General features: G+C 66.2%; 28 protein-coding genes. 11 read left to right on the top strand and 17 right to left on the bottom strand.

The window, feature by feature from the left end; all coding sequences use genetic code 11:
• Positions 1 to 101 precede the first annotated feature (101 nt).
• Both serA and H0A72_RS09450 read left to right on the top strand, forming a co-directional pair.
• Positions 102 to 1,301, top strand: a complete 1,200-nt coding sequence (gene serA / locus H0A72_RS09455) for a phosphoglycerate dehydrogenase (RefSeq protein WP_180154821.1) — start codon at positions 102 to 104, stop codon at positions 1,299 to 1,301.
• Positions 1,302 to 1,745, top strand: a complete 444-nt coding sequence (locus H0A72_RS09450; protein WP_180154820.1) for a MarR family winged helix-turn-helix transcriptional regulator — start codon at positions 1,302 to 1,304, stop codon at positions 1,743 to 1,745.
• On the opposite strand, the gene H0A72_RS09445 is transcribed toward H0A72_RS09450, so the two are convergent.
• The 3 genes from H0A72_RS09445 to H0A72_RS09435 are packed head-to-tail and all read right to left on the bottom strand — an operon-like array spanning position 1,730 to position 3,878.
• Complete coding sequence (locus H0A72_RS09445; protein ID WP_180154819.1) at positions 1,730 to 2,209, bottom strand: RrF2 family transcriptional regulator; 480 nt, start codon at positions 2,207 to 2,209, stop codon at positions 1,730 to 1,732. The two genes, H0A72_RS09450 and H0A72_RS09445, sit on opposite strands and share 16 nt — an antisense overlap.
• A 15-nt stretch (positions 2,210 to 2,224) precedes the next feature.
• Entirely contained in the window at positions 2,225 to 3,481 is a 1,257-nt protein-coding gene (locus tag H0A72_RS09440) for an NnrS family protein (RefSeq protein ID WP_180154818.1), read from the bottom strand.
• Positions 3,474 to 3,878 (bottom strand): group III truncated hemoglobin, encoded by a 405-nt coding sequence (locus tag H0A72_RS09435; RefSeq protein ID WP_180154817.1) that lies wholly within the window; start codon positions 3,876 to 3,878, stop codon positions 3,474 to 3,476. The genes H0A72_RS09440 and H0A72_RS09435 overlap by 8 nt, the downstream gene beginning before the upstream one ends.
• Positions 3,879 to 4,097: 219 nt before the next feature.
• On the opposite strand from H0A72_RS09435, the gene H0A72_RS09430 reads away from it, so the two are divergent.
• Positions 4,098 to 5,141 (top strand): glycosyltransferase family 2 protein, encoded by a 1,044-nt coding sequence (locus H0A72_RS09430; protein ID WP_180154816.1) that lies wholly within the window; start codon positions 4,098 to 4,100, stop codon positions 5,139 to 5,141.
• On the top strand, positions 5,134 to 5,985 hold the full coding sequence (locus H0A72_RS09425; RefSeq protein WP_180154815.1) for a ChbG/HpnK family deacetylase: 852 nt from the start codon (positions 5,134 to 5,136) through the stop codon (positions 5,983 to 5,985). The genes H0A72_RS09430 and H0A72_RS09425 overlap by 8 nt, the downstream gene beginning before the upstream one ends.
• A gap of 20 nt (positions 5,986 to 6,005) precedes the next feature.
• Here H0A72_RS09425 and H0A72_RS09420 read toward each other — a convergent pair whose 3' ends face one another.
• Positions 6,006 to 6,602 carry a GNAT family N-acetyltransferase gene (locus H0A72_RS09420; protein ID WP_180154814.1) on the bottom strand — a complete coding sequence of 199 codons (597 nt, stop codon included), beginning with the start codon at positions 6,600 to 6,602 and terminating at the stop codon, positions 6,006 to 6,008.
• 47 nt (positions 6,603 to 6,649) lie between these two features.
• Here H0A72_RS09420 and H0A72_RS09415 point away from each other — a divergent pair, with 47 nt between their 5' ends.
• Together H0A72_RS09415 and H0A72_RS09410 are read left to right on the top strand one after the other, a co-directional pair.
• Entirely contained in the window at positions 6,650 to 6,991 is a 342-nt protein-coding gene (locus H0A72_RS09415) for a protein tyrosine phosphatase family protein (protein WP_180154813.1), read from the top strand.
• 91 nt (positions 6,992 to 7,082) lie between these two features.
• A complete protein-coding gene (locus H0A72_RS09410; protein WP_180154812.1) occupies positions 7,083 to 7,544 on the top strand; it encodes a universal stress protein in 462 nt (153 codons plus the stop codon).
• A 33-nt stretch (positions 7,545 to 7,577) separates the two neighbouring features.
• Here the strand turns inward: H0A72_RS09410 and H0A72_RS09405 are convergent, their stop codons facing one another.
• Genes H0A72_RS09405 through H0A72_RS09385 form a run of 5 tightly spaced genes read right to left on the bottom strand, consistent with a single transcriptional unit; the run spans position 7,578 to position 13,719 of the window.
• A complete protein-coding gene (locus H0A72_RS09405) occupies positions 7,578 to 7,835 on the bottom strand; it encodes a formate dehydrogenase subunit delta (protein WP_180154811.1) in 258 nt (85 codons plus the stop codon).
• On the bottom strand, positions 7,832 to 8,701 hold the full coding sequence (fdhD, locus tag H0A72_RS09400) for a formate dehydrogenase accessory sulfurtransferase FdhD (protein ID WP_180154810.1): 870 nt from the start codon (positions 8,699 to 8,701) through the stop codon (positions 7,832 to 7,834). Before fdhD ends, H0A72_RS09405 begins: the two co-directional genes overlap by 4 nt.
• 7 nt (positions 8,702 to 8,708) lie before the next feature.
• Entirely contained in the window at positions 8,709 to 11,633 is a 2,925-nt protein-coding gene (fdhF, locus tag H0A72_RS09395) for a formate dehydrogenase subunit alpha (protein WP_180154809.1), read from the bottom strand.
• An 11-nt stretch (positions 11,634 to 11,644) separates the two neighbouring features.
• The gene (locus tag H0A72_RS09390; protein ID WP_180154808.1) at positions 11,645 to 13,216 is read right to left on the bottom strand and encodes a formate dehydrogenase beta subunit; all 1,572 of its coding nucleotides are present in this window, start codon (positions 13,214 to 13,216) and stop codon (positions 11,645 to 11,647) included.
• Positions 13,213 to 13,719: a formate dehydrogenase subunit gamma gene (locus H0A72_RS09385; protein ID WP_180154807.1), complete on the bottom strand. Its 507-nt coding sequence runs from the start codon at positions 13,717 to 13,719 to the stop codon at positions 13,213 to 13,215. Before H0A72_RS09385 ends, H0A72_RS09390 begins: the two co-directional genes overlap by 4 nt.
• Positions 13,720 to 13,941: 222 nt before the next feature.
• On the opposite strand from H0A72_RS09385, the gene H0A72_RS09380 reads away from it, so the two are divergent.
• From H0A72_RS09380 to mobA, 3 genes are read left to right on the top strand one after another with little or no spacing between them, the layout of a single operon-like run.
• Positions 13,942 to 15,048 carry a substrate-binding domain-containing protein gene (locus H0A72_RS09380; RefSeq protein ID WP_180154806.1) on the top strand — a complete coding sequence of 369 codons (1,107 nt, stop codon included), beginning with the start codon at positions 13,942 to 13,944 and terminating at the stop codon, positions 15,046 to 15,048.
• Between the two features lie 26 nt (positions 15,049 to 15,074).
• On the top strand, positions 15,075 to 16,160 hold the full coding sequence (gene moaA, locus H0A72_RS09375) for a GTP 3',8-cyclase MoaA (protein WP_180154805.1): 1,086 nt from the start codon (positions 15,075 to 15,077) through the stop codon (positions 16,158 to 16,160).
• Positions 16,157 to 16,915 (top strand): molybdenum cofactor guanylyltransferase, encoded by a 759-nt coding sequence (mobA, locus tag H0A72_RS09370; protein WP_180154804.1) that lies wholly within the window; start codon positions 16,157 to 16,159, stop codon positions 16,913 to 16,915. The genes moaA and mobA overlap by 4 nt, the downstream gene beginning before the upstream one ends.
• On the opposite strand, the gene H0A72_RS09365 is transcribed toward mobA, so the two are convergent.
• Genes H0A72_RS09365 through moaC form a run of 5 tightly spaced genes read right to left on the bottom strand, consistent with a single transcriptional unit; the run spans position 16,888 to position 19,814 of the window.
• Positions 16,888 to 18,090 carry a molybdopterin molybdotransferase MoeA gene (locus H0A72_RS09365; protein WP_180154803.1) on the bottom strand — a complete coding sequence of 401 codons (1,203 nt, stop codon included), beginning with the start codon at positions 18,088 to 18,090 and terminating at the stop codon, positions 16,888 to 16,890. The genes mobA and H0A72_RS09365 overlap by 28 nt on opposite strands.
• The gene (moaB, locus tag H0A72_RS09360; RefSeq protein WP_180154802.1) at positions 18,083 to 18,601 is read right to left on the bottom strand and encodes a molybdenum cofactor biosynthesis protein B; all 519 of its coding nucleotides are present in this window, start codon (positions 18,599 to 18,601) and stop codon (positions 18,083 to 18,085) included. Before moaB ends, H0A72_RS09365 begins: the two co-directional genes overlap by 8 nt.
• The gene (locus H0A72_RS09355; RefSeq protein WP_180154801.1) at positions 18,598 to 19,083 is read right to left on the bottom strand and encodes a molybdenum cofactor biosynthesis protein MoaE; all 486 of its coding nucleotides are present in this window, start codon (positions 19,081 to 19,083) and stop codon (positions 18,598 to 18,600) included. The genes moaB and H0A72_RS09355 overlap by 4 nt, the downstream gene beginning before the upstream one ends.
• A gap of 1 nt (position 19,084) precedes the next feature.
• Entirely contained in the window at positions 19,085 to 19,324 is a 240-nt protein-coding gene (locus H0A72_RS09350) for a MoaD/ThiS family protein (protein WP_180154800.1), read from the bottom strand.
• On the bottom strand, positions 19,317 to 19,814 hold the full coding sequence (moaC, locus tag H0A72_RS09345) for a cyclic pyranopterin monophosphate synthase MoaC (protein WP_180154799.1): 498 nt from the start codon (positions 19,812 to 19,814) through the stop codon (positions 19,317 to 19,319). The genes H0A72_RS09350 and moaC overlap by 8 nt, the downstream gene beginning before the upstream one ends.
• A gap of 154 nt (positions 19,815 to 19,968) precedes the next feature.
• Between moaC and H0A72_RS09340 the strand changes: the two genes are divergently transcribed.
• Together H0A72_RS09340 and H0A72_RS09335 are read left to right on the top strand one after the other, a co-directional pair.
• Positions 19,969 to 20,475, top strand: coding sequence for a peroxiredoxin (locus H0A72_RS09340; RefSeq protein WP_180154798.1), 507 nt, complete (start codon positions 19,969 to 19,971; stop codon positions 20,473 to 20,475).
• A gap of 51 nt (positions 20,476 to 20,526) precedes the next feature.
• Entirely contained in the window at positions 20,527 to 21,873 is a 1,347-nt protein-coding gene (locus tag H0A72_RS09335) for an MFS transporter (RefSeq protein ID WP_180154797.1), read from the top strand.
• Here the strand turns inward: H0A72_RS09335 and H0A72_RS09330 are convergent.
• The 3 genes from H0A72_RS09330 to H0A72_RS09320 all read right to left on the bottom strand — a co-directional run bounded on the left by H0A72_RS09330 (position 21,805) and on the right by H0A72_RS09320 (position 24,832).
• Positions 21,805 to 22,653, bottom strand: coding sequence for an EamA/RhaT family transporter (locus H0A72_RS09330; protein ID WP_180154796.1), 849 nt, complete (start codon positions 22,651 to 22,653; stop codon positions 21,805 to 21,807). The two genes, H0A72_RS09335 and H0A72_RS09330, sit on opposite strands and share 69 nt — an antisense overlap.
• Positions 22,654 to 22,660: 7 nt before the next feature.
• Positions 22,661 to 23,644, bottom strand: coding sequence for a biotin synthase BioB (bioB, locus tag H0A72_RS09325; RefSeq protein ID WP_180154795.1), 984 nt, complete (start codon positions 23,642 to 23,644; stop codon positions 22,661 to 22,663).
• Between the two features lie 213 nt (positions 23,645 to 23,857).
• Entirely contained in the window at positions 23,858 to 24,832 is a 975-nt protein-coding gene (locus H0A72_RS09320) for a LysR substrate-binding domain-containing protein (protein WP_180154794.1), read from the bottom strand.
• Between the last annotated feature and the right edge of the window lie 129 nt (positions 24,833 to 24,961).

Raw genomic sequence — 24,961 nt, 5'->3', positions numbered from 1 at the left:
GATGTTGCGTTGCACTAATCCCTGCTTGTACGATGGGTTCAAGGGCATTTCGTCCTAAAATGGTCCACAATGAAACCTTTTTTCGTCAGCCGGGATATTCAATGACGCGCATCGTTTTGTTCGAAAATATTCACCCTAGCGCAAGGGAAGTCTTCAACGCGGCAGGCTTCGAAGACATCGTCACCCACGCCTCCTCACTGCCTCCGGATGCGCTGCGCGAAGCCTTGCGCGGCGCGCATCTCGTGGGCATCCGTTCCCGCACCCACATCGACGCCGCCTTGCTGGCCGGCGCCCCCGACCTGCGGGCCATCGGCTGCTTCTGCATAGGCACCAACCAGGTGGACCTGGAAGCCGCCATGATGCACGGCGTGCCGGTGTTCAACGCGCCGTTTTCCAACACCCGTTCGGTGGCGGAACTGGTGCTGGGCGAGGCCATTTTGTTGTTGCGCCGCATTCCCGAAAAGAACGACCGGGTGCACCACGGCCACTGGGACAAGACGGCGGAGGGCGCCTACGAGGCCCGCGGCAAGACCCTGGGCATCATCGGCTACGGCAATATCGGCTCCCAGGTCGGCACGCTGGCCGAGGCCGCCGGCATGCGGGTGATTTTCCACGACATCGAAGCCAAGCTGCCGCTGGGCAATGCGCGCGCCATGACCTCGCTGAAGAAGCTGCTGGCGCAGGCCGACGTGGTCACCCTGCACGTGCCGGGCGGCAAAGGCACGCACAACATCATCGACGCCGCCGCGCTCGCCTCGATGAAGCGCGGCTCCATCCTCATCAATGCATCGCGCGGCACGGTGGTCGACATCGACGCGCTGTGCGCGGCGCTCGACTCCGGCCATCTGTCGGGCGCGGCGCTCGACGTATTCCCCGTCGAGCCCAAGAGCGTGGACGAGCCCCTTGCCAGCCCGCTTATCGGCAAGCGCAACGTGATCCTGACGCCCCATATCGGCGGCAGCACCCAGGAATCGCAAGAGAACATCGGGCGCGAAGTGGCCGAAAAGCTCGCCCGCTTCGTGCTCAGCGGCACCACCAAGGGCGCGGTGAATTTCCCCGAAATCCCCTACCAGCCGGTGGCGGGCGCAGCGCGCATCCTGCACGTGCATCGCAACCTGCCCGGGGCGATGGGCACCCTGAGCAACATGATGGCCGAGCATGGGCTCAACATCGCCAGCCAGCAACTCCAGACGCGCGGCCAGATCGGCTACGTGATCACCGACGTCGAAGGCACGGTGGACGACACCGTCATGTCGGTGCTGCGCGCACACCCCATTACGGTGCGCTGCGATCTCGTCTAAATGACTTCGTACAACAACCCCTCCAAGAGCCCGGACGGCAACCCGACACCGGCCGATTACCGGGCCCTGGCTACTTTCCGGCTCGCGCTGCGCCGGTTCTCGGCCTTCAGTGAAGACGCGGCGATGAAGGCGGGCCTGATGCCACAGCAGCATCAGGCCCTGCTTGCCATCAAGGCGATGAGCGTGGACGGCCAGGCGCCCAGCGTGGGGGACGTCGCGGCGCAATTGCTGATCCGGCATCACAGCGCGGTGGAGCTGATCAACCGGCTGGTGCGCATGGAACTGGTGCAGCGCTACCGGGACCCGGCCGATCGGCGGCGGGTGCGCATCGCGCTGACCGCGTTGGCCGAACGCAAGCTGGCGACGCTGTCCACGGCGCACTTGAACGAGCTTCGGGCGGTGCGCCCGGAGCTCGCCAAGCTGCTGCGCTATTTCGAGCCCTGATCCACGGGGCTGAACACGTCGTTTTCAAGTTTCACGTATTGTGTCAGGGGCGCGGCGGCCGCCGGGTCCTGCGGCATGATGTCGGCCAGCGTGTATTGCTCGAAGTGGCGCATGAACTGCTGCAGCGCGCCTTGCACCACGCCGGTCAGCCCGCAGCGGTCCGCCAGTATGCAGTGGCTGCCTCCGTCCAGGCATTCCACCAGCGCGAAGTCGTTTTCCATGTCGCGCAGGATGGCGCCCAGGTTGATTTCCCGGGGCGGGCGGGCGAGCCGCATGCCGCCGTGCTTGCCGCGCACCGTCTCCAGCCAGCCGTGCTGGGCGAGCTTGTGCGTGATCTTCATGAGGTGGGGTTCGGACACGCCGTAGTACTTCGCGATCTCCGCGATGGTGCATAGGCGGTCGGGGTGCTGCGCCACGTACATCAGCATGCGCATGGCGTAGTCGGTCATGGTGGTCAGGCGCATCGGGCCGGGCCTCGTTCAACCGGCGCGGGGCTTGAGCGGCGCGGCGGGCGGCGTTGCCGCCGGCCGGGGCGGCGCCGTGTAGCGCGGCCGTATCAGCATGGGCACGAAGCGCCAGAGATACAAGGCCATGCAGGCCATCCAGCTCAGCGCGGCCGCATGCAGGAAATGCAGGGTGGCGCTCGACGGCCATAGCGCGGCCAGGCGCAGCACCACGGCCGCGATCATCAGGTAATAGCTCAGCAGCATGCTGCCGTCCAGCGCAAGAGGCCTGCCCAGGTGCCCCAACGCCGTCCGGGTCACCATGCCGATGATGAGGACGGCGAACCCGCCCATGCCGATCAGGTGTACGTGCGTGGCGCTGCGCGCCAGGACGCCGGAGCTCACGCCGCTGAACTGCGCAGCGGCGACCATCAGCCCCACGCCTATGGCCCCATAGCCCAGGTATAGAATCCACAGCATGGGCTTGCGCAGCACCGCCAGCGGCTTCCAGCGGCCCAATTGCCAGAGGCTGACGAGCCCCACCAGGAAAAGCGCGACGCCCATGGCCGCGCCTTGCCCCGCAAGACCCAGCAGGATCGCCAGGGCGCTCAGGCCCAGCTGCACGTGGCCGCTGCGCACCAGCATGGGGATCTCCAGCCCGGGAACCATGCGCATGGAGAAAAACGGGATGACGCGCCGGGCGATCAGCAGGGCGATCATGGCCATGCAGATCAGGCCGAGGTCGAAGTGGTGCAAGAGGGCCATGTAGTCGCCGCGCAGCGCCGCGCGCAGGAACAGGCCGTCGGCGACGCCCAGCGCCAGCAGCATGAAGGGCACACCGTAGTTGCGCCGGCTCTTGCCTTTGATCATGACCCGCAGCAGGCAGGCGGAGCTGATGACGAAGAAGGCGAGTTCGCTGGCGCAGGCAATATGGAAGGCGGTTTCTCCGCCGACGAGAAAGCCGGCGCGGGCAATGAGCCACAGCACGGCCAGGCCGGCCAGTGGCCAGCCTTTCAAGGGGTTGAAGCCGGTCCAGGTGGCGCTGGCGGTCAGCAGGAATGCCACGGCGATGGTGCCGATGAAGGCCCAGAGCATTTCATGGGCATGCCAGGCGACGCCGCCCAGGGGCGTGGATAGCCATCCTGGCGCGTAGATCCAGATGCCGATGGAGATCAGCGCCCACGCGCAGCCTGCGATGTACAGCGGCCGGAATCCCAGGCTGAGGAAGGCGGTGAGGTCGGGCTTGTCTTGGGGGGGCTTGCCGGGTTCGGAAATGGAAAGAAGCTCAGCCATGATGGAGTTCCGTGGGAAGGCGATTCGGGTGATTGTTGATCTGGTATCCGTACCAAAGGCTGCGGGCGATGCGCTGCGCGAATTTTTCCGCTTCCGCGGCGAAGGCGCGGTTGGGAAGTTCGCTGGTCGTTTCGTGAAAGAGCGCGAGCCAATGGCGGAACATGCCGGCGTCCAGGCTGGGCAGCGCGACATGCTTGGGCATGGGCGCGCCGCTGTAGGTGCCGGAGCCCAGGAGCAGCGAAGACCAGAAGCGCACCATGATCGCCAGGTGGTGGTCCCAGTCGTCGATGTGGGCATCGAAGACGGGGCCGAGCAGGGAGTCCGCGCGCACCTTGTCGTAGAATCTGTGAACCAGTGTGGTGATTTCTTCTTCGTTGGTCAGTTCGGAACGGTTCATGGGCGGTGGAATCCTGGCGGGCGGGTTATGCTTGCGGCGCAGCGCGCCATAAGATGAATTTAATAGTAATCTTATAAAAATTGTGTCTTCACGTCAACGGAAGCGCGCCGCACGGGCCGAAACGGAACAGCCGGGCGGGGATCTACGTTATGATCATGTGTTGTCACGTTTTGAAAATACCACACACTTGCGTGGATTTTCCGTCTGGTGCTTACGCCCATGTCCGTATCCCGTTCCCAGCCCGCCACACTGAGTTGCGTCATTCCGTGCCTCAATGAAAGCGCGAACCTCAATGTGCTGCTGCCGGCGTTGATGGCGGTCCTGCGGCCGCTGGCCGCCGACTACGAGATCATCGTCGTGGACGACGGCAGCACCGACGCCACGCCGGCGGCCATGCGGGACTGGACGCAGCGCCATCCGCAAATCGTCTACGTGCAATTGTCGCGCAATTTCGGCAAGGAAGCCGCGCTCACGGCCGGGCTCGAAGCCGCCGCGGGGCAGGTGGTGGTGTGCATGGACGCCGACCTGCAGCATCCGCCGGCCCTCATCCCCCGCATGCTGGAACGCTGGCGCGACGGCATTGAAATGGTCTATGCGGTGCGCGCTTCCCGGGCCGGCGAATCTTTCTTCAAGCGCGCAGGCACGCGCATTTTCTACAAGCTCATGCGCACGCCGGGCGGCATGCAGGTGCCCGAGAACGCGGGCGATTTCCGTCTCATGGACCGCGCGGTGGTCGACGCCCTGCTGCAGCTGCCGGAACGCAACCGTTTCATGAAAGGGCTGTTCGCATGGGTGGGCTTCCGGTCCGAGCCCATGATGTACGAGCCGCCGCAACGCCTGTATGGGCAGTCCACCTTCCGGCCCTTCAAGCTGTTCCGCTTCGCGGTCGACGGCCTGACCGCCTTCACGACCTGGCCGCTGCGGCTGCTGAGCATTTGCGGCTCTTTTCTGTCCTTGCTGTCTTTTTCATACGGGCTGTACATCGTCATCAAGCACCTGATGTACGGCGATCCGGTCCAGGGCTGGACCACGCTCATTACGGTGGTGCTTTTCTTTGCGGGCGTGCAGCTCATTTCCGTGGGCGTGCTGGGGGAATACATCGCCCGCATCTTCGGCGAGGTCAAGAACAGGCCGGTGTACCTGGTGCGCCGCCGCGAGGGCCAGGGCGTGGGGCGGCAGCAGGCCGCTCAGGCGCCGACGGCGCTGGTCAGCCCCTTGCGGCCGTCCAGGCGCGCCGACGCCATGAACGTGGTCAATGAGTAAGGCGAAACAGCAAGAAAGCGCGCATGCCGGCCACAAGCGCATCGTCCTCTGCGCCGACGATTTCGGCATGGATCCGGCGGCGGACGAAGCCATTCTGCGCCTTGCCGAATTGCGGCGCCTGAGCGCCACGAGCTGCCTGGCCCAGGGCCGCGGCTTTGCGGCGCAGGCATCCGCCCTGCGCGATTCCGGCCTGCAGCTGGGCCTGCACCTGAACTTCACCGAAGCCATCGGCGCCGCCGCGCTGCACATGCCGGTCTCGGCGCTGATCCTGAACGCTTGGCTGCGCCGCCTGCCCGCGGCGCAGGTCGGCGCGCAGATCGCCGCGCAACTCGATGCCTTCGAAGCCGCATTGGGCCGCGGGCCCGATTTCGTTGACGGGCACCAGCACGTGCATCAGTTCCCCGTCATTCGGGAAGCCTTGCTGCGCACGCTGGCGCAGCGCTATGGCGCTCGGCCGCCCTGGCTGCGCCAGACCCGGGCGGGCCGCCTGAGCGGCACGCCGATGGGCTTGCGGCTCAAGGCGCGCACCATCGAGTTCCTGGGCGCGCGCCGGTTCGCGCGCCGGGCGGGGGCCTTGGGGTTCCGCATGAACCGCCGCTTCCTGGGCGTCTATGATTTCCAGGGCGGTCGGGCCGCCTACGAGCCGTTGCTGAGGAACTGGCTGGCCATGGCCGAGGACGGCGATCTGATCATGTGCCACCCCGCCGCGCGGGCGATACCGGGCGACGGGCTGGGCGCGCAGCGCCTGGCCGAATTCAATGTGCTGAAAAGCAATGCGATGGGGGAATGGCTGGCGGCGGGCGGGCTCAGCCTGCAGGGCCGGCCTTCCGCGCCGCCGCTTTAGGGCTTGAAAACGTGCCGGACTCAGGCTTTTGGCGGCGTGCTGCTGCCCTCGCCGAGCGCGCGCTGCATGAAGACGACGTCTATCCATTGCTTGAACTTGTAGCCGGTGGCGACCTGGGTGCCGGCGTGCGCGAAGCCCAGGCTGCGGTGCAAGGCGATGGAGCCGACATTGTTCGTGCCGCCGATGACCGCGATCATCTGCCGCCATGGGCCTTGTTCGCAGCGTTCCAGCAAGGCGGCAAGCAGCGCCTTGCCCAGGCCCTTGCCGGTCTGCCCTTCGGCCAGGTAGATGGAGTCTTCGAGCGTGTACCGGTAGGCGACGCGCGGCCGGTACAGGGCCGCATAGCAATATCCCACGATCTCGCCGTTGATTTCGGCCACCAGCCAAGGGGTGCCTTGCGCCTGCACCTGCGCCAGCCTGGACCGCATTTCCTGGACGTCGGGCGGCTGCTCTTCGAAGGTGGCGGTGCTTTGCAGCACGTGGTAGGCATAAATGCGCTGCACGGCTTCCATGTCCCCGGGCGTGGCGTCGCGTATGACGATTTCCGGAGCGCCGGTCGAACGAGGGGCGGCAAGCGGCGATGCGGAAAGGGCTTGCTTGGCGGGAACGCTGGACATACTATTTTCCTCTATAGAAACATCAGTATATACATTAGGAGTCATTCATGTCCGTACCCATCCATGCGCTTACCGACGCTTTTGCGGTGGCGCCCCAGCTTGCGCCGAAAGACATGCAGGCGGTGGCCGACGCCGGCTACAAAAGCGTCATCATCAATCGTCCCGACCTGGAAGGCGGCCCCGGCCAGCCGGCGGCGGCCGACGTCATGGCGGCGGCGCGCGCGGCCGGGCTGGCGGTGGAATACCAGCCGGTGGTCAGCGGCGCAATGACCGCCGAAGACGTCGCGCGCTTTGCGCAATTGCTGGACACGCTGCCGGCGCCGGTGCTGGCCTACTGCCGGACCGGCACGCGCTGCACCCATCTTTATCATGCTGCCAAATCGCGTTGATATGAGTCAATTATCAGTGAAACCCCCTTCTGTATTTTCGGGGGAATTCCGGTTAAGCTTCCATATCTGACAACCCTGAAGGGCGCATATCATGTTCAAAAGAATACTTATTCCAACCGATGGTTCGGCATTGTCGGCGCAAGCGGCAAACAAGGGCGTTTGCTTCGCGCGTGAAATCGGCGCCGAAATCGTCGCCCTGTACGTCACGCAGCCGTTCGCCGCCACGGTGGGGTTCGACGGCATGGCGGCGGCTTACGCCATCACCGACGAAGACTATGATAAAACCGCTCAGGAACAGGCCCAAAAATACCTCAAGGCCGTGCTCGACCGCGCCGATACCGCGGGCGTGAAGGCCAGGGGCAAGGCGGTGTCCAACTTCAACGTCGCCGACGGCATCGTCCAGGCGGCTGAAGAAGAAGGCTGCGACCTCATTTTCATCGGCAGCCACGGCCGCAGCGGCCTGTCGCGCCTGCTGCTGGGCAGCGTCACCAACAAGGTGCTCAGCCTGGCCAAGACCGCCGTGCTGGTCTACCGCGTCAAGGAAGTCGAATAGCCTGCAAGCCTGAAGCGAAGGCCCGGCGCTAAGCTAAGCCTGCGCCCTCGGGCGCAGGCGTTCCTTGTTCTGCAGGATGGCGGTGCGCGCGATGTCGCTCAGGGCGGCGCCGGCGGCCTTGCCGTCGGGGCTGCTTTCCAGGAAGTTCAGCAACGCGGCGCGCATGCGCGGCTCCCAGAATTTCTGTATGTGGTTGGCGATGCCTTCCAGGCCTTCGGCGCGGTCCGGCATGGCCTCGAAGAACGCGCCTATCCGGTTCGCCAATCGGATGAGATGTTCAATGTTGTTCAAGGCAGTCTCCCTGTGCCGGTGTCGTCGAGTATTTCGGGGTGGCTGTATACGGTAAAGCCTTCGTTGCGGGCAAACCCGGCCAGCATGACATTCAATTCCTCGGCCACGTCTATCGCATAGCTGGTGGGGGCCGATATCGCCACCAGGGCGCGCAGCCCTGCGGCGGCGGCTTTCTGCACCATTTCGAAGCTGGCCCGGCTGGTGATGGCGGCGATGCCCGGCTCATCGAGCAGGCCGTTCCGCAGCAAATGGCCGATCAGCTTGTCCAGCGCATTGTGGCGGCCCACGTCTTCACGGACATGGTCCAGCCTGCCTTCCCAGTCGGCCCAGGCGGCGGCGTGGCTGGCGCCGGTCAGTATGCGCAGCGGCTGCCGGCTTTGCAGTTGCGTCACGGCCGCATTCACGGCCTGCGTGGTCAATGGGACGGCGGGGCGGGCGAGCGGGGCGAGCTCGCGGCGGACTTCGCCCAGGCTTTCTATGCCGCACAGGCCGCAGCCGGTGCGCCCGGCGAGGTTCCGGCGCCTTTGCTTGAGCGCATGCAGGCGCGCGCTGGCGATCTCCAGCTGCACCACGATGCCTTCGGGCCGGGCGCTGATCTCCAGGTCGTAGATGTCGGCGGCGCGCGTGATCACCCCTTCCGTGAGCGAGAAGCCGTAGGCGAAGTCTTCGAGATCCGCCGGCGATGCCAGCACCGTGGCGTGGCTGATGCCGTTGTATTCGAGCGCGACCGGCACTTCGGTGGCGATCTGGTCGGTTTCGGCCACCGCGGGGCCGTCGACCGAGCCGCGCAGGACCCGATACGCGCGGTATGCCTCGGCAGCGGCGTCGTGCGCGGCTTCGGGGGCGGAAGTGCGTTCGCAATGCATGCCGGGCTCATTCCTGCGCGACGGGCATGGGCGCCGCATGCGGCGCCGGAGCGGGCGGCGTTGCGGCCGCCGGCGCGTCCAGGCCTGGCCCGCCGTCCAGCAGCCGGCGCTGCGTTTCGTCGAAGCGCGTCCAGCCCCGCTGCCACCGGGACGGCTCGGCCACTTTCCGCGCCTGCACGGCGGTCACTTTGTATTCCGGGCAGTCGGTGGCCCAGTCGGTGCTGTCGGTGGTCACGACGTTGGCGCCCGATTCGGGGAAATGGAAGGTGGTGTAGAGCACCCCTGGCTGGACCCTTTCGGTGACCTCGGCGCGCAGCGCCGTTTCGCCGGCGCGGCTCTGGACGGCCACGAGGTCGCCGCTGCGGATGCCGCGGTCCTCGGCATCCTGCGGATGGATTTCCAGCAGGTCCTCGCCATGCCACAGCACATTGGGCGTGCGGCGCGTCTGGGCGCCGACGTTGTACTGCGACAGGATGCGCCCGGTCGTGAGCAGCAGGGGGTACTTGCGCGTGCTGCGTTCATCGCTGGGCACGTATTTCGTGATCATGAAGCGCCCTTTGCCGCGCACGAATTCATCCACGTGCATGGTGGGAGTGCCGTCCGGCGCGTCGGCGTTGCACGGCCATTGGACGCTGCCGCCGAGCTCGTCGATCTTGCGGAACGAAACACCGGCGAAGGTCGGCGTCAGCCTGGCGATCTCGTCCATGATCTCGCCGGGGTGCGCGTAGTTCATGGGATAGCCCAGGGCGTTGGACAGCGCGCAGGTGACTTCCCAGTCGGCCATGCCGGCCTTGGGCGCCATGACCCGGCGCACGCGCGAGATGCGCCTTTCCGCATTGGTGAAGGTGCCGTCCTTTTCCAGGAAAGAGGAGCCGGGCAGGAAGACGTGGGCGTACTTGGCGGTTTCGTTCAGGAAGATGTCTTGCACGATCACGCATTCCATGGCCGCCAGCGCCGCGGCGACGTGCTGGGTGTTGGGGTCGGACTGGACGATGTCCTCGCCCTGGCAGTACAGGCCCTTGAAAGACCCGCCGAGCGCGGCGTCGAACATGTTGGGCAGGCGCAGCCCGGGCTCGGGCTGCAGGCGCACGCCCCAGGCCTGGTCGAACTGCGCCCGGACGGCGTCGTCGGAAATATGGCGGTAGCCCGGCAGTTCGTGCGGGAAGGAGCCCATGTCGCAGGACCCTTGCACATTGTTCTGCCCGCGCAAGGGGTTCACGCCCACGCCTTCGCGGCCGATGTTGCCGGTGGCCATGGCCAGGTTGGCGATGGCCATGACGGTGGTGGAGCCCTGGCTGTGCTCGGTGACGCCCAGACCATAGTAGATGGCGCCGTTGCCCTGGGTGGCGAACAGGCGGGCGGCGCCGCGCACGTCGTGCGCCGGCACGCCGGTGACCGCCTCCATGGCCTCCGGGGAGTTCTCGGCCAGCGACACGAAATCGCGCCACTGCTGGAAGGCCTGGGTTTCGCACCGCTGCGCGACGAAGGCTGCGTCGACCAGGCCTTCGGTGGCGATGACGTGCGCCATGGACGTAAGCAGGGCGGTGTTGGTGCCCGGCCGCACGGGCAGGTGGAAGTCGGCCTTGATGTGGGGCGAGTCCACCAGTTCGATGCGGCGCGGGTCGATGACGATGAGTTTCGCGCCTTGCCGCAGCCTGCGCTTGAGCCGCGAGGCGAACACGGGATGGGCGGCGCTGGGATTGGCGCCCATGACGATCACCACGTCGGTGTGCATGACCGAGTCGAAGGTTTGGGTGCCGGCCGATTCACCCAAGGTGGTCTTGAGGCCGTAGCCGGTGGGCGAATGGCAGACGCGGGCGCAAGTGTCGACGTTGTTGGTGCCGAAGGCGGCGCGCACGAGCTTCTGCACCAGATAGGTTTCTTCGTTCGTGCAGCGGGACGAGGTGATCCCGCCCACCGAGTCGCGGCCGTAGGCGCCCTGTATGCGGCGGATTTCCGACGCGGCGTAGGCGATGGCCTCGTCCCAGCTCACTTCGCGCCATGGGTCGGAGATGCGCTTGCGTATCATGGGCTTGAGCATGCGGTCCTGGTGCGTGGCATAGCCCCAGGCGAAGCGGCCCTTGACGCAGGAATGGCCGCGGTTGGCCTTGCCGTCTTTCCAGGGCACCATGCGCACGACTTCCTCGCCTTTCATTTCCGCCTTGAAGGCGCAGCCCACGCCGCAGTAGGCGCAGGTGGTGATGACGGCGTGCTCGGCCTGGCCCATTTCGATCACGGACTTCTCGATGAGCGAGGACGTGGGGCAGGCCTGTACGCAGGCGCCGCAAGACACGCAGTCGCTGGACATGAAGTCCTGTTCCTGGCCAGCCGCCATGCGCGAGCCGAACCCGCGTCCGGCGATGGTCAGGGCGAAGGTGCCCTGGACCTCGTCGCAGGCGCGGGCGCAGCGGCTGCAGACGATGCACTTGGAGGGGTCGTAGGCGAAATAGGGATTGGAGTCGTCGACGGCGTCGTTGAGATGATTGGCGCCGTCCTGGCCATAGCGCACGTTGCGCAGGCCGACCACGCCGGCCATGTCCTGGAGCTCGCAGTCGCCGTTGGCCGGGCAGGTGAGGCAGTCGAGCGGGTGGTCGGAGATATACAGTTCCATGACGCCGCGCCGCAGCTCGCGCAGCTTGGGGGTTTCCGTCCAGACCACCATGCCGTCTTCCACGGGCGTGGTACAGGACGCGGGATACCCTCGCCGGCCTTCGATCTGCACCAGGCAAAGGCGGCAGGAGCCGAAGGCTTCGAGGTTGTCGGACGCGCACAGCTTGGGAATGTTGATGCCGGCCTCGGCGGCGGCGCGCATGACCGATGTGCCCTGGGGGACCTCCAGTTCGTGGCCGTCCAGGACGATGCGCACCAGCCGGGTGTGTGGCGACGGCGGTGTGCCGAGGTCGCGTTCGCGTTTCAAGATGGTTTCCAGCATGGGGTTCTCCGTCAGGCGGGCTGCGCCGTTGCGCCCGCGGACGCGGGCAGGCCGAAGTCTTCGGGAAAATGGTCCAGGGCGGACAGGACCGGGTAGGGTGTCATGCCGCCCAGGGCGCAGAGCGAGCCCGCCAGCATGGTGTCGCAGAGATCGCGCAGGAGCTCGACCTGGTCGGCGCGCCCTTCGTTGTCGCGTATGCGATGGATGACTTCCACGCCGCGTGTCGAGCCGATGCGGCATGGCGTGCACTTGCCGCAGGATTCGATGGCGCAAAATTCCATGGCGTATTCCGCCATGGCGGCCATGTCCACCGTATCGTCGAACGCCACGATGCCGCCGTGGCCCACCATGGCGGAGACCGCCGCATAGCTTTCGTAATCCAGCGGCGCATCCCACAGGGATTCGGGCAGATAGGCGCCCAGCGGGCCGCCCACCTGCACGGCCCGCAAGGGCCGGCCGCTTGCGCTGCCGCCGCCGTAGTCGTGCAGGAGTTCGCGCAGCGTGACGCCGAAGGCTTTTTCGACCAAGCCCCCGCGCCGGATGTTGCCGGCCAGTTGAAAGGGCAGCGTGCCCCGCGAACGGCCCATGCCGAAATCGCGATAGTGGCCGGCGCCGCGCGCCAGGACGAGCGGCACGGTGGCCAGGGAGATGACGTTGTTGACGACGGTGGGCCGGCCGAACAGCCCCGCGACGGCGGGCAGCGGCGGCTTGGCGCGGACCAGGCCGCGCTTGCCCTCTATGCTTTCGAGCAGCGAGGTTTCCTCGCCGCAGATATAGGCGCCCGCGCCGCAGCGCACTTCGAGGTCGAAGCCGCGCCCCGAGCCCTGGATGTCGGCGCCCAGCCAGCCTGCCTGCCGCGCTCGCTGGATGGCGGTTTCGAGCACCGATATGGCGACGGGATATTCGGAGCGCACGTAGATGTAGCCATACGTGGCCTGTACCGCCAGGCCGGCGATGGTCATGCCCTCGATGAGTGAGTAGGGGTCGCCTTCCATCAGCATGCGGTCGGAAAACGTGCCGGAATCGCCTTCATCGGCATTGCAGACGACGTATTTCCTGGGGGCCGCCGTTTCCAGCACGGTTTTCCATTTGACGCCCGTGGGAAAAGCCGCGCCGCCGCGGCCGCGCAGCCCCGAATCGGCCACTTCGGCGACGATGGCCTCCGGCGGCAGGGCGAGCGCCTTCCGCAGGCCTTCATAGCCGCCCAGCGCGCGGTAGTCGTCCAGGGACAAGGGGTCGATGACGCCCACGCGGGCGAAGGTGAGGCGCTCCTGGTTCTTCAGGTAGGGAATGTCTTCGGTCGGGCCGTGCGCCAGGGCATGGCCGCCTCCGTGCAGCCAGCCCGCGTCGAACAGGCCGGGAACGTCGTCGGGTTCGACCGGGCCGTAGGCCATGCGGCCCTGGGGCGTTGCGACTTCCACCAAGGGTTCCAGCCACAGCAGGCCGCGCGAACCATTGCGCACCAGCGCGATGCCCAGCCCGCGCCGGTCGGCTTCGGCCTGGATGGCGCGGGCGACGTCGTTGGCGCCCACCGCGACGGCGGCGGTGTCCATGGGAACGTAGACGGTGATGGGTGGGGTCATGATCCGCATCCTTGCGCCTGCAGCAGGCGGTCGAGTTTCTGAGGGGTGACCCGGGCATGGGGCTGCCCGTTGACCATGACGGCCGGCGACTGCGCGCACAGGCCCAGGCAGTAGACGGGTTCCAGCGTAACCTTGCCGTCGGGCGAGGTTTCGTGGAAATCACAGGCCAGATGCCGGCGCGCGTGGTCGGCCAGCGCATTGGCGCCCATGGCCTGACAGGATTCCGCCCGGCAGATCTCGAGCCTGACCGGCCCGGCCGGGCGCTGCCGGAAATGGGGATAGAAGCGGATCACGCCATGGATTTCCGCCCGGGACAGCTGCAGGGCCTGGGCCAGCACCGGAACGGCGCCAGCCGGAATACAGCCCAGGGCGTGCTGGATGGCGTGCAGTATGGGCAGCAGGTTTCCTTGCATGCCCGCGTGGCGCGCAATGGCTTGCCGGGTGACGGTTTCCACGGCCGGAGCCGAAGGCTCGAATTCGTCCGCGTGGGTCGGCGTATGCATAGTGGACTTCCTTGGTCTGGCGGCGGGCGCAGGCGCCGGCCGCCTCGTGGCGTTCACAGGCCTCGGGCCTGCCTATATGTTTTAATTTTCATATGCTGATTGGCAATTTCATGTAATCTACACAGCAAATCAAAGCTGTTCAATAGGAAATAAATGACATATTGGAAGGCCGACGGTGCCCAACCGGCCGGAAGGCCGTGTTGGCAAGGGGGATGAGCGGGCATGGCGCATAAATTCAGGGCGCGTCTGAATTCGGAATGGATGCTGGAGCGGCCGGACGGCAGCCTGCTGCCATTGAGCGAAGTGCTGCGGCTGCTGTCGGCCATCGACACCACCGGGCATATTTCGGGCGCGTGCAAGGCTTGCGGGCTGTCCTACCGGCATGCATGGGGCATTTTGCGCAAGGCCGAACAGGAATTCGAGACCGCGCTCATCGAAACGTCGCGGCGGCAGGGCACCAAGCTCACGTCCTTCGGCCGGCATCTCGTATGGGCCAATCGGCGCGTCGATGCCAGGCTGATGCCCACGCTCGACAGCATGGCGTCCGAGCTCCAGGAAGAGCTGGAGCGGCTGTTTCCCGAAAGCCAGCCGCGGCTGCGCCTGCATGCCAGCCACGGTTTCGCCGTCGAAGGGCTGATGCAGATGGCCAACGGCATGGACATGGCGCCGCTGGAATTGCGCTACCGCACGGCGATCGAGGCGCTGGCGTCGCTGGACAGCGGCGATTGCGACCTGGCGGGCTTCCAAGTGCCGCAAGGCGAGTTCGAGCTGCCCATACTGCTGCGCTATGCGCCGTGGCTGGATCCGGACAAGCACCGCCTGGTGCACCTGGCGGTGCGCAATACCGGCATGTTCCTGCACCCCGACAATCCCAAGAACATACGCTCGATCGCTGACTTGGTGAATCCCGACGTGCGTTTCGTCAATCGCCAGATCGGTTCCAGCACGCGCTTCCTGATCAGCCTGATGCTGGAACGCCTGAACATCGACACGGCGCGGGTCCAGGGCTTCGAAACCAGCGAATTCACGCACATGGCGATCGCGGCCCACATCGCCAGCGGCATGGCCGACGCCGGCATCGGCGTCGAGACCGCCGCATGGCGCTGCGGCCTCGCCTTCCTGCCGCTGGTCCAGGAGCGCTATTTTTTTGCGGTGCATCGCGACACGCTGGCGACCGCGCGGATGCAGCGCTTGTTAAACTTGATGAATAGCGAGCAGTACCAGGCCTACGTCAGGCAACTGACGGGCTACGATGCCCGGCACATGGGCCGGGTACAGACGGTCGAGGAAGCTTTCGGTCCCGCAGTCACGGCCGCGCTTCGGCCATGACGCATGGAACGCTTGAAGAGTCAGACATGAGCAAAGTCATTTTTCACAGCGAGGCCGCCGGTTCCGGGCCCGATCAAGAAGGGCGGCGCGGCGGCCCGCTGCTGGATACGCATCGCCGTCCCTTGCGCGACCTGCGCATATCGGTCACCGACCGCTGCAATTTCCGCTGCACCTACTGCATGCCCCGCGAGGTGTTCGGCGCCGACCATGTCTTCATGCGCCATTCCGAGCTGCTCAGCTTCGAGGAAATCGCAAGAGTCGCGGCCGTGGCCGTGCGCCTGGGGGTGCGCAAGATCCGACTCACCGGGGGCGAGCCCCTGCTGCGCAAAGACATCGAGGCCCTGGTCGAAATGCTGGCGGTCCTGCACACGCCCGAGGGCGACCCCGTCGAACTGACGCTGACCACCAACGGCACGCTCCTGAAGAAGAAAGCGCGCGCTCTGAAGGACGCCGGCTTGCGCCGGGTGACGGTCAGCCTGGATGCGCTGGACGACGCCAAGTTCGAAAGCATGAGCGACAGCGGCGTCGGGGTCGCCACCGTGCTGGAAGGCATAGAAGAGGCGGGCCGCGTCGGGCTTGCGCCGGTCAAGGTCAATATGGTCGTGCGCAAAGGCCTGAACGACGACCAGATACTGCCCATGGCCAGGCGCTTCCGCCATTCGGGGCACGTGCTGCGCTTCATCGAGTTCATGGACGTCGGCACCACCAACGGCTGGAACATGGCCGAGGTCCTCACCGGCGCCGAGATCCTGGCCCAGTTGCGCCGCGAATTCACCCTGGAGCCCGCGCGCGCCAACTATCGCGGCGAAGTCGCCGCCCGCTGGCGCTATACCGACGGCGCCGGTGAAATCGGCTTGATCACCAGTGTTTCCCAGCCCTTCTGCGGCGACTGTACGCGGGCGCGCCTGTCCCCCGAAGGCCGTTTGTTCCTGTGCCTGTTCGCCAACCAGGGCCACGATCTGCGCGGCCTGATCCGCCGGGGCGGCAGCGACGAGCAGCTTGCCGCCGCCCTGGCCGGCATCTGGTCCGCGCGCGACGACCGCTATTCCGAACTGCGCGGGGCAGAGACCGCGCGGCGGGGCAAGATCGAAATGAGCTACATAGGCGGATGACGGACCAGCCGCCCGCCACCGCGGCCGGCGTGGCCGCGCCCCTGGGACGGGAGTCCGTCACCGGCCTGATCCTGGCCGGCGGCCAGGCGCGCCGCATGCGCGAAGCGGCGGAGCGCGGCGCCGGCGGGCCGCCCATGCTGCCGGACTGCCTGGCCGATTGGCAAGGATGGGACAAAGGCCTGGTGCTGCTGGACGGCCAGCCGCTGCTGTGGCATGCGCAGCGCTTCCTGGCTCCGCAGGTCGCGCGCCTGCTGATCAGCGCGAACCGCTATCTCGAGCTCTATGGCCGGTATGGGGAGGCATTCGGCGACGATCCGACGCTGGGTGACGCCCAGGGCCCGCTGGCCGGGATCGCCACCGCGCTGGCGCGCATCCACACCCCTTGGCTGGCCGTCCTGCCCGTCGACGTCCCGCATCCTCCCGCGGACCTGTTCGTGCGGCTGGCGGCCGCCCTGCACGAAGACGGCCGTGCGCGGGTGGCTTTCGCATCGATCCGGGACGGCGACACGGAACGGGACCAGCCTTTGTGCATGTTGCTGCACAGCAGCCTGCAAGAGGACATTCGCGCGTTTCTATTCGCGGGTGAAAGAAGGGTGCGGTCGTGGTTGGGCAGGGTGGGGGCGCTGCGGGTTCATTTCCAGGGCGGCGAAGGAGTGTTCGGGAATATCAATACGCCGCAGGACCTGGCGATGATGGCCGGTCCCGTACCCCGAGCGCCCCGCGCCCCTCACCGCAGCCAATGCCGCAAGTCGTAGAACGCGACCGTATCGCCGTCATGCACTTCGGTATTCGCCGCAACCCGCGCCAAAGCGCCGGCCCAAGGCAGTGAACTGATGATCCCCGACCCCTGTTGGGGATGCGGCGTGAGCGTCACCCCCCTGGACGAATAGGCCACCCGCACTCGCAAGAACTCATCCCGATTCTCCTTGAACCGGCGGTCGGAGGACAAGCAACCGTACTGAACCGCGGGAATCACCTGGGTACGGCCCTGCATCGTCCGCAGCAACGGCGTCACCAGCAGGCTGAAGACCACGAAGGCCGACACCGGATTGCCCGGCAGGCACACCACCGGCTTGCCCTGGACCTGCGCCAGCGCCACCGGCTTGCCGGGCTTCATGCAGACCCGCCAGAGATCCAGCGTGCCGCCCAGCGCTTCTATCGTGGGCTTGACCAGGTCTTTTTCGCCGACCGAGACACCGCCGACCGTCAGCACCAGGTCGCAATCGGCGAGCAGGACGGTGAATGCCTCGCGCAGCGATTCCGCCGTGTCCTGGGCGTGCAGGCAATGCACCACGCTGGCGCCCATGTCCTGGCAAAGGGCGGTGAGCATGGGGCCGTTGGAGTTGTAGATCTGGGCGTCGCCACGGGGCTGGCCGGGGTTCAGGAGTTCGTCGCCCGTGGTCAGCACGCCGATCTTCAGCCGCGCATACACGCTGATTTCGGCATAGCCCTGCGAAGCCAGCAGGGCGATTTCGCCCGGGCCGATGAGGCGGCCTTTGGCGAGCAGCTGATTCCCCTTGAGCACGTCTTCCCCGCGCCGCCGCAGGTGCGCGCCTTGCACCGGGGGATGCAGGATTTCGAAGCCGTCGTCGTTCTCGTTGCCGTCTTCCTGCATGACCACGGTATCGGCGCCTTCCGGTATGAGGCTGCCGGTGAACAGGCGGATGGCCTTGCCGGCGTGCAGCGGCTGCGGGGTTTCGCCCGCGAAGCAGCGTTGCTGGATGGGCAGGCGCTTGCCAGGGGCGTAGTCGGCATGGCGGATGGCGTAGCCGTCCATTGCGCTGTTGTCCGCCGGCGGCAGGTCGCAGGTGGCGAAGACGGTCTGGGCCAGGACGCGGCCGCGGGCTTCGGCCAGCGGGCATACTTCCGCGATGCTGGGCGGGTTCCCGGCCGCGGCCAGGCGGGATTGTGCGGCGTCGAATTCAAGCATGGTAAAGGCTGCCGAAATTGCAGGGGCGATGCGTGCTGTCCAGTTGTTCCCGGATGATGCCTTCCCAGGCGGTCTTGCAGGCGCCGGTCGAACCGGGCATGCAGAAGATCAGGGTGTTGTTCGCCGACCCCGCGAAGGCGTCGGACTGCAGCATGGAGCTGCCGATCTCCTGGAAGGAAAGATGGCGAAAGAGTTCGCCGAAGCCGGTGATGGCCTGGTCGAGCAGCGGCAGGATGGCCGCCGCCGTGGATTTGTCGTGGGAAAAGCCGGTGCCGCCGTTGGTCAGGATCACCTGGATGCCGTCATCGGCGATCCAGTCGCTGATGACCTTGCGAATCTGGTAGAGGTTGCCGGCGCAGATGTCGCGCCGCACGCAGGCGTGCCCGGCTTCGGCCAGGCTTTGCGACAGGTAGTCGCCCGAGGTGTCATTGCCGGCGTTGCGCGTATCGGAGATGGTCAGCACGGCGCATTTCAGGGAAACGGGGGGCTTGCTGGGATCGGCTTTGCTCATTTATCGCCTGCCTGTTCTGAGGTTGAGGGCGGATTCCATTGCTCGGTTTTTTCGTGGTCGGACTGGCGCTGTTCCACCCAGAATTTCTTTCCGTCGGCCAGCGTCTCGCGCTTCCAGAAGGGCGCGCGGGTCTTCAGGGCGTCGATCAGGTATTCGCAGGCCCGGAAGGCTTCCCCGCGATGGGCGCTGGCAACGGCGACGAACACGATCTGTTCGGCGTTCGCCAGCTCGCCGACGCGGTGCACGACCAGGCAGTCGTCGATGTCCCAGCGTGATTTCGCGTGGGCGCATAGCGCTTCGATCTCGCGCTCGCACATGCCTGGATAGTGCTCCAGGAAAAGGCTGTGCGTGGAGGCGTCGGAGGCATAGTCGCGCACATAGCCGGTGAAGGTGACGATGGCGCCGGCCCGGGTGGCCGTGCGCCGCCGAAGCTGCTGCTGCAGGGCGGCCGCGTCGAAATCGGCCTCTTGCACGACGACCATGTCAGCCTCCGGTCACGGGTTCGAAGACGGCCACTTCGTCGCCCGGCCGGATCAGGGCGTCGAGCGGGGCATGTTCCTGGTTGATGGCCAGCTTGAGGCGCTTGCCGGGCGCGAGCTCGGGGTAGCGCGCGATCAGGGATTCGAGCCACTGGGCGCCGCTGACGGGGGCGTCGAGCGGCCAGTCTTCCTGGCGGGTCTTGGTGAGCTCCGCCACTTGGGCGAAATACAGGACTTTAATCATTGCTCCATTCTCCGCTTTTGCCGCCCGACTTGTGGCGCAGCCTGATCTCTTCGAGCACGATGCCCTTGTCGGCGGCCTTGCACATATCGTAGATGGTCAGGGCGGCGACGCTGCACGCCGTCATGGCTTCCATCTCGACGCCGGTCTTGTAGTCGGTGCGGCAGGTGGCGCGCACGGTGATGGACGAGGCGCCGTCGTCGGGGAAGAATTCGATGCCCACGAAACTGAGCGGCAGGCTGTGGCACAGCGGGATCAGTTCGGCGCAGCGCTTGGACGCCAGCACGCCCGCGATCCTGGCCGTATTGAGGACCTCGCCCTTGGCGTTTTCCTGGGCGGACAGCAAACGGTATGCCTCGGGGCTCATGCGCACGCGGCCTTCGGCCACGGCGCTGCGTTGCGTGGATGCCTTCCCGCTGACGTCGACCATCCGGACCTGGCCCGATTCGTCGAGGTGGCTGAGTGCCGGTCCGGCGTTGGAAGAAGAGCTCATGGCGGCGGTGTCTTGTGTGGTTGGGACGATGGTGGTGGATCCACCAATCATATACGCATTTGCGGGACAAGGGTCGGGCCGCCGCCCCAGGCTTGGAGGTCCGCTCGATAGCGGCGTATGATGTTGCTTTTCTGAATCGCTCGCGGAGTATCCTATGTCCATAAAAATTGGCGATCGCGTGCCCGACGGCACCCTGGGTGAGTTTATCGAGACGCCTACCGAAGGCTGCGCGCTGGGGCCCAACAACTTCCAGGTGGCCGACATGGTCAAGGGCAAGAAAATCGCCCTCTTCGCCCTGCCGGGCGCCTTCACCCCGACCTGCTCGGCCAAGCACCTGCCCGGCTACCTCGAACACTACGACCAGTTCATGTCCAAGGGCATCGATGAAATCTGGTGCGTGTCGGTCAACGATCCCTTCGTCATGGGCGCATGGGGCCGCGATTGCCAGGTGAACGGCCGCGTGCGCATGCTGGCCGACGGCAGCGCCGGCTGGACGCGGGCGATGGGCCTGGACCAGGACCTGTCCGCGCGCGGCATGGGCGTGCGCTCCAAGCGGTATTCCGCCCTGATCGAAGACGGCGTGGTCACCCAGCTCAATGTGGAAGAGGGCGGCGCGTTCGAAGTCAGCGACGCCGCCACGCTGCTCAAGCAGATCGGCTAGCCCCCGCCGCCTCGTTTTTTTGCATCCACCGCCCCACATGCCGCAGGTTCAATGGTTCAGACGGTAGCCGCTTTTTTTTCGCTCTATCTCGCAACCCTATTGTTGCTGGTCGGTTCGGGGCTCTTCAATACCTATCTCGGTCTGCGCCTGACGGCGCAGAACGTGTCCGAGCTATGGGTCGGCGGCCTGATCGCCGTCTACTATCTGGGCCTGGTGTTCGGCGCGCGCATCGGCCACAAGATCATCATCCGCGTGGGCCACATCCGCGCGTATGCGGCCACCGCCGCCATCGTCACGGTGACCATGCTGGCGCTGATCCTGCTCGACAATCTCTGGATCTGGCTGGGTTTCCGCTTCCTCGCGGGCATCGCCATGGTCACCCAGTTCATGGTCCTGGAAAGCTGGCTGAACGAGCAGACCGAGAACCGCCAGCGCGGTCGGGTGTTCGCGTTCTACATGGTGTTTTCCAGCGTGGGCACGGTGCTGGGGCAGTTGTCGCTGTCGATGTTCAAGCAGCTCGACTACGAGCCGCTGGTCTTTGCGGCCGTCTGTTCGGCGCTGTGCCTGGTCCCGGTGGCGCTGACCCGCCGCCTGCACCCCGCCCTGCAATTGCCGGCGCCCCTGCACGCGAAGTATTACGTCGCGCGCGTGCCCATATCCCTGACCGTGCTGTTCGTCGCCGGCCTGCTCATCGGCGCGTTCTACGGCCTTGCGCCCGTGTATGCGCTCAAGCAGGGGCTGAGCAACAGCCAGGTCGCCGTGTTCCTGGCGGTGTCGGTGGCAACGGGGGTGGTCGCCCAGTGGCCGCTGGGCTGGCTCGCCGACCGCATGCCGCGGGTGGGGCTGATACGCATCAACGCCATGGTGCTTGCCGCCCTGGCCATCCCGCTGTGGGGCTGGTGGACTTTCCCGTACTGGGCGCTGCTGGCGTTTTCCTGTGCGTTCGGCATTCTGCAGTTCACGCTGTATCCGCTGGGCGCGGCCTTCGCCAACGACAACGTCGATCCCGATCGGCGCGTGGGGCTGAGCGCCATCCTGTACATGGTCTATGGGCTGGGCGCCTGTGGCGGGCCTTTGATCGTCGGTTTCCTGATGCGCGAACTCCATCCGGGGACGTATTTCGTCTTCGTGTCGGCCTGCGCCCTGGTGCTGGTCGCGGCGGTCAGGCCGCAGCGCGTCACGGGCGCCAATCTCAGCGAGGACGCCCCCACGCAGTTCGTCCCCATGGGCGACAGCCTGGAGAGCTCCAACGTGGTGGCTGTGCTGGATCCGCGCGTGCATCCCGAAAGCGATGTGTCGCACCAGCCGGTCGAGCCCGCGGTGGAGCCCTCAGCGGGGGATGAGGATGACGATGGCGGCGATGGCAAGGGCGATGCCAAGCGCGTTGACCCAGCGTAGCTTTTCCTTGAAGAAGCCGGCGCCCACCAGGGTGCCCGCGGAAATCACGCCGATGTTCATGGCCGAAAACACCAGGGTGGGGTTTTCCGGAAACACCTGGTGCGCCCGGATGTAGAAATAGATGTTGCTGAAGTTCAGCAGCCCCAATATGACCCCGGCGACGACGTTGCGCCGGGTCCAGACGCTGCGCCGGGCGATCAGGTAGCCGAAGATCAGGATCCCCGCCAGCACGAAGGACGCGAACAGGCTGCTCGAGAACGCCGCGCCGCTCTTGGCCATCTGCTTGAAGAGGATGTCTATCGTCCCGTAGCCCACCCAGACGGCGAGCAGGAAGAAAATGGTTTTGCCGGTCTCGCCGCTGCCCGCTTTGCCGCCCGGCCGATACAGCAGGCAGGCCAGGGCGACCAGGGCGACGGCGATGCCGCCCAGCTTGGCGCCCGACAGCGTCTCGTTGAAAATCAAGAACGACGCGATCAGGGGAAGAAAGAGCGAAAGCCGTTGCGCGGCGTCGCTCAGCACGATGCCCGCATGGCGGACCGCGCCGGCCATGGCCAGGAAAATAGTGGGCAGCAGCACGCCCAGGGCCGCCAACACCCACCACGACGTGCCGGAAGCCAGCAGGGCGGCGGGCTGCGGCCGCAAGAGCAGCAGGCAAAGGCTTGCCGCCACGACGTAGTTGACGGCGATGGCCTGGTCCACTTGCAGGTCGTGCTTGCGCGCGAGCTTGAGCAATACGGAGACGGCGACGCTGGAAGCGATGCTGAGGATGAGGGTGTACATCTTGCGGTCAGGCTCCTGTCGTGAGGCCCAGGCGCTCGAAAAGGCCGGCGTCGCGGGCGGTTTGCGGATTAGGGGTGGTCAAGAGCTGGTCGCCATGGAAGATGGAGTTGGCGCCCGCCAGGAAACAGAGGGCCTGCATGGTGTCGTCCATGGCTTCGCGCCCGGCGGACAGCCGGACGGCGGCGCGGGGCATGGTGATGCGGGCGACGGCGACGGTGCGCACGAACTCGAAGGCGTCGATGTCCGGCGCGCCGTCCAGCGGCGTGCCCGGCACCTTGACGAGCTGGTTGATGGGCACGGATTCAGGGTAGGGCGAAAGATTGGCCAGCTGGGCGATGAGGCCGGCGCGGTCGCGCCGCGACTCGCCCATGCCCAGGATGCCGCCGCAGCATACTTTCAGGCCGGCCGCCTGGACGCGGCCCAGGGTGTCCAGCCGGTCCTGGTAGCGCCGTGTCGTGATGACGTTGCCGTAGAACTCGGGCGAGGTGTCCAGGTTGTGGTTGTAGTAGTCCAGCCCCGCGTCGCGCAGCTGTTCGGCCTGGCCCGGCTTGAGCATGCCGAGCGTCACGCAGGTTTCCAGGCCCAGGGCCTTGACTTCCGCGACCAGGCGGGCAACGGAATCGAGCTGCCGGGCGGTGGGCGAGCGCCAGGCCGCCCCCATGCAGAAGCGGCGGGCGCCGTCGGCCTTGGCCTTGCGCGCCGCGGCGAGCACTTCCTGGACCGGCATCAGGTTCTCGCTTTCCAGCTCCGTATCGTGCCGCGACGACTGCGGGCAATAGGCGCAGTCCTCCGGACAGCCGCCCGTCTTGATCGACAACAGGCTGGCGAGCTCGATGCGATTCGGGTCATGATGCAGGCGATGCGTCTGCTGCGCCTGGTGCATCAAGTCCATGAAGGGCAGGGCGTACAGGTCCAGGACCGCCGCAATGGTCCAGGCGGGCTGGCGGGTGTCCGCGGCGGGCGCCGCACGGGCCAATTCTTCGATCACCATGGCTGTTTGTTCAAGGGTTCAGGAGCCGCCCATGGTAGGCAGGGCGCCGCGCACGGGCAACCAGGGCTGCCATCATGTATCAAGATGTTAAGCGGAATTTGATCGCTGTTTTTATGAATTTGCGGGAATTTCAGGCAATGCTCTTTCGCCGTGGCGGTAGCGGCGCCGCACAATATTTGGCAACCGATTGTTTCAGCCGCCGTTTGCCTTGCGTCAGGGCAGGGGATAGGACGCCGTCTGGCGGCAGACCTGGTGCAGCGCCCGGCCGAACATGGCTTCCGCTTCCCGCTTCCTGCCTTCGGCCCGGCTGAACAGGGCGACGGGCGGCAGGGACCACGAGAACCGATAGGGCACGATGGCGACGCCCGCCACGCGCACCAGTTCGTCGGCGATGTCGGCCGGCACGATGGACACCGCCGAATCGCTGTCGACGATCATTTCGCCGATGAGCTTGCTGGAATGGCTTTCCACGATGGGGGCGGGGGGCGTCAGGCCGGCCCCCAGGAACAGGGCGCTGACCTGGTCGCGGATGGAGGTCTGGGGCGCGCCGAGTATCCAGTCCAGATCGTTCAGCCTGCGCCAGTCCAGCTTGTGGCGCGTCAGCTGGGCCGCCAGGCGGCGGCTGGCGATCAGGCGCGGCTGCTGGCTGTACAGCACTTCGAACGCCAGCTCCCGGGTGTCGGCCTCCGCTGACGCCTGCCCCACCACCAGGTCCAGGGTGTGGTCGCGCAGCTGCTGCAGCAGCTGGTCGCTGGGGCCTTCGTGTATGGTCACGGTGAGCCGCTTGCCCCCTTCGGGAAAGCTGCGCCGGATGGCGGCCGACAGCAGCTTGCCGGACACGAAGGGCACGACGCCGATGTGAAGATGGGCGGCATAGCCGCTGAGGCCGGCTTCCATGTCGCGCGCCAGATGCTCTAGGTCGTGGATGATGGCCTCGGCGCGCGCGATGGCCAGCCGCCCCAGCGCCGTGGGCGCCATGCCTCGCACCGAGCGTTCGAACAGCTGGGCGCCGAAGATGTCTTCGAGTTCGAGCAGGGCTTTCGTGACCGCCGGCTGGCTGGTGGCCATGGCTTCGGCCACCCGGGTCAGCGAGCCGTATTCCTGGATGCGCAGCAGCAGGGCCAGATGGCGGATGCGCAGCCTGGAAGTCAGCCTGCGCGCGACCTGTTCGGCGTCGAAGCGTTTCATGATGCGGCATCCATATTGAAACGGTTATGTAATCATATTTATTAAGAATGGTCTAGTTATGTTTACTGCGTAGAATGGGCTGCAGGCTCGAAAGCGCGGACAATGCGCCCAACTTATAAAGAGGACAAG

The sequence above is a fragment of the Parapusillimonas granuli genome (assembly GCF_013416525.1).
Taxonomy (GTDB): domain Bacteria; phylum Pseudomonadota; class Gammaproteobacteria; order Burkholderiales; family Burkholderiaceae_B; genus Parapusillimonas; species Parapusillimonas granuli.
Note: the sequence above shows the minus strand (reverse complement) of the source record. Positions and strands in the feature narration are given on the sequence as shown.

Excerpts from the sequence above, each read along its gene's own strand:
- serA (WP_180154821.1), top strand. The coding sequence starts at position 102 with ATGACGCGCATCGTTTTGTTCGAAAATATTCACCCTAGCGCAAGGGAA.
- H0A72_RS09450 (WP_180154820.1), top strand. The coding sequence starts at position 1,302 with ATGACTTCGTACAACAACCCCTCCAAGAGCCCGGACGGCAACCCGACA.
- H0A72_RS09445 (WP_180154819.1), bottom strand. The coding sequence starts at position 2,209 with ATGCGCCTGACCACCATGACCGACTACGCCATGCGCATGCTGATGTAC.
- H0A72_RS09440 (WP_180154818.1), bottom strand. The coding sequence starts at position 3,481 with ATGGCTGAGCTTCTTTCCATTTCCGAACCCGGCAAGCCCCCCCAAGAC.
- H0A72_RS09435 (WP_180154817.1), bottom strand. The coding sequence starts at position 3,878 with ATGAACCGTTCCGAACTGACCAACGAAGAAGAAATCACCACACTGGTT.
- H0A72_RS09430 (WP_180154816.1), top strand. The coding sequence starts at position 4,098 with ATGTCCGTATCCCGTTCCCAGCCCGCCACACTGAGTTGCGTCATTCCG.
- H0A72_RS09425 (WP_180154815.1), top strand. The coding sequence starts at position 5,134 with ATGAGTAAGGCGAAACAGCAAGAAAGCGCGCATGCCGGCCACAAGCGC.
- H0A72_RS09420 (WP_180154814.1), bottom strand. The coding sequence starts at position 6,602 with ATGTCCAGCGTTCCCGCCAAGCAAGCCCTTTCCGCATCGCCGCTTGCC.
- H0A72_RS09415 (WP_180154813.1), top strand. The coding sequence starts at position 6,650 with ATGTCCGTACCCATCCATGCGCTTACCGACGCTTTTGCGGTGGCGCCC.
- H0A72_RS09410 (WP_180154812.1), top strand. The coding sequence starts at position 7,083 with ATGTTCAAAAGAATACTTATTCCAACCGATGGTTCGGCATTGTCGGCG.
- fdhD (WP_180154810.1), bottom strand. The coding sequence starts at position 8,701 with ATGCATTGCGAACGCACTTCCGCCCCCGAAGCCGCGCACGACGCCGCT.
- fdhF (WP_180154809.1), bottom strand. The coding sequence starts at position 11,633 with ATGCTGGAAACCATCTTGAAACGCGAACGCGACCTCGGCACACCGCCG.
- H0A72_RS09390 (WP_180154808.1), bottom strand. The coding sequence starts at position 13,216 with ATGACCCCACCCATCACCGTCTACGTTCCCATGGACACCGCCGCCGTC.
- H0A72_RS09385 (WP_180154807.1), bottom strand. The coding sequence starts at position 13,719 with ATGCATACGCCGACCCACGCGGACGAATTCGAGCCTTCGGCTCCGGCC.
- H0A72_RS09380 (WP_180154806.1), top strand. The coding sequence starts at position 13,942 with ATGGCGCATAAATTCAGGGCGCGTCTGAATTCGGAATGGATGCTGGAG.
- moaA (WP_180154805.1), top strand. The coding sequence starts at position 15,075 with ATGAGCAAAGTCATTTTTCACAGCGAGGCCGCCGGTTCCGGGCCCGAT.
- mobA (WP_180154804.1), top strand. The coding sequence starts at position 16,157 with ATGACGGACCAGCCGCCCGCCACCGCGGCCGGCGTGGCCGCGCCCCTG.
- H0A72_RS09365 (WP_180154803.1), bottom strand. The coding sequence starts at position 18,090 with ATGCTTGAATTCGACGCCGCACAATCCCGCCTGGCCGCGGCCGGGAAC.
- moaB (WP_180154802.1), bottom strand. The coding sequence starts at position 18,601 with ATGAGCAAAGCCGATCCCAGCAAGCCCCCCGTTTCCCTGAAATGCGCC.
- H0A72_RS09355 (WP_180154801.1), bottom strand. The coding sequence starts at position 19,083 with ATGGTCGTCGTGCAAGAGGCCGATTTCGACGCGGCCGCCCTGCAGCAG.
- H0A72_RS09350 (WP_180154800.1), bottom strand. The coding sequence starts at position 19,324 with ATGATTAAAGTCCTGTATTTCGCCCAAGTGGCGGAGCTCACCAAGACC.
- moaC (WP_180154799.1), bottom strand. The coding sequence starts at position 19,814 with ATGAGCTCTTCTTCCAACGCCGGACCGGCACTCAGCCACCTCGACGAA.
- H0A72_RS09340 (WP_180154798.1), top strand. The coding sequence starts at position 19,969 with ATGTCCATAAAAATTGGCGATCGCGTGCCCGACGGCACCCTGGGTGAG.
- H0A72_RS09335 (WP_180154797.1), top strand. The coding sequence starts at position 20,527 with ATGGTTCAGACGGTAGCCGCTTTTTTTTCGCTCTATCTCGCAACCCTA.
- H0A72_RS09330 (WP_180154796.1), bottom strand. The coding sequence starts at position 22,653 with ATGTACACCCTCATCCTCAGCATCGCTTCCAGCGTCGCCGTCTCCGTA.
- bioB (WP_180154795.1), bottom strand. The coding sequence starts at position 23,644 with ATGGTGATCGAAGAATTGGCCCGTGCGGCGCCCGCCGCGGACACCCGC.
- H0A72_RS09320 (WP_180154794.1), bottom strand. The coding sequence starts at position 24,832 with ATGAAACGCTTCGACGCCGAACAGGTCGCGCGCAGGCTGACTTCCAGG.